General features: G+C 71.1%; 2 pseudogenes. Both read right to left on the reverse strand.

Annotated features, from left to right (window positions below):
- Positions 1-903 (reverse strand): annotated as a pseudogene (locus N415_RS30240) (hypothetical protein); the annotation flags it as partial.
- Between the two features lie 143 nt (positions 904-1,046).
- A pseudogene (locus N415_RS31185) lies at positions 1,047-1,386 on the reverse strand (hypothetical protein); the annotation flags it as partial.

The following is a 1,386-nucleotide window of genomic DNA, read 5'->3' on the forward strand; positions in this document are numbered from 1 at the left end:
CGCCGCGGCGGCCGAGATCGCGGCCAGCACGCTGCCGGCGAGCACGAAGGGCCCGCGCGAACTCGCGCTGTCATCCGCCTCGAATTCGAGGGCGCTGTAGGCCAGTGCGCCATCGCTTGGGCCGGCGTTGCCCCAGACGTCGAGGTAGGTCGACGTGACCGCTTGGGAATCCACCTCGCCGGTACCCGGGTCCAGTGCGTAGGCCTGGGCCGCCGTCGACGACGCGAACAGCGGCGCGTTCGCCGACGCCAATGCGGCCCCGCGGGCCAGCGCCATGTCCGGCTCCTCCGGCACCATCACGTCGACCGCGGTCACAGCCTCGAGCGCGGCCTTGATTGCGAACACGTCGTCGCCGCGCCCCGTCCCGGAGCCGACGACGAACACGCCCTCCGCCCGCCGGTCCAGCCCGGCCACCATCGCGGGGAGCTCGTCGCCGATGTCGCCCAGAAGCTGCTGCCGGTGCAGATCGGCGATTGAGCCGTCCGCCACCTCGACGACCGCCGACGTCGCGCTGTCGTGCTCGACGAACAACATCGCGATGTGCTCGTAACCGAGCGCTTCGCCCACGGTCTGAGCCAATGCGGCCGCGGCGAGCAACGGGGAGACCAGCATGACCGCGCCGACATCGTGCGCGGCGATCGCATCCCGCAGCGCACCGACGTCGGCGGGGTCGGTCCAAGTCACCCCCGTCGAGGTCAGCCGGCAGTGACTCGCCGTCGCGCCTTCGCGGGTCCCGACGATCGCGGCGATTACTTGATCGGCCGCCGCGGAGCTTTCCGAGTCCTCGCCGGCGGCGACCGCGAAGCGGTCCTCTTCAACCGTGACGCCGTCGGCGTTCTGGCCCTCGATGAGGACCAACCGCACCATCGTGGGTGCCATCGACACCCCGAGCACAATTTCCACTTGCGCCTCCAAGGTCGTCCGACACCCTCAAAAGAGGGCACCAAGAAACAGACCCCGCCCGACTGGGTGACACCACGCTACTCGCGTGCGGCCGGATGCGCTCGTTCGATTCAGCTGTGATTGACGGAGGTCACAGGGCGCGATCAATACCCCGGACTCAGGAACGGATTTTGCGAGTTTCCCGGATATTGCGGGGCCGCCGGCGGCGGCTGAGGCGCCTGGCTCGCGGGCACGGGAACCGGTATCGGAACCGGCAGCAGCGGCACGTGGATCCACTGCGTCGTCATCGGCACCGTCGTGGTGGGCGTCGTCGTCTGGGCCGCCGGGGGCGTCGTCGTGGTGGTAGGCGGCGGAGGCGGCGGCGTCGTCGTCGTGACCGGGGCCGGCGGCTGGGTCGTGACCGGCGGCGCGGGATGCCTCGTGGTGACGACCGGCGGCGGCGCGGTCGTGACGATCACCGGCGCCGGCGGTGGGGGCGGCGGC

Origin of the sequence: Mycobacterium sp. UM_CSW (assembly GCF_000455205.1) — a bacterium.
GTDB lineage: Bacteria > Actinomycetota > Actinomycetes > Mycobacteriales > Mycobacteriaceae > Mycobacterium.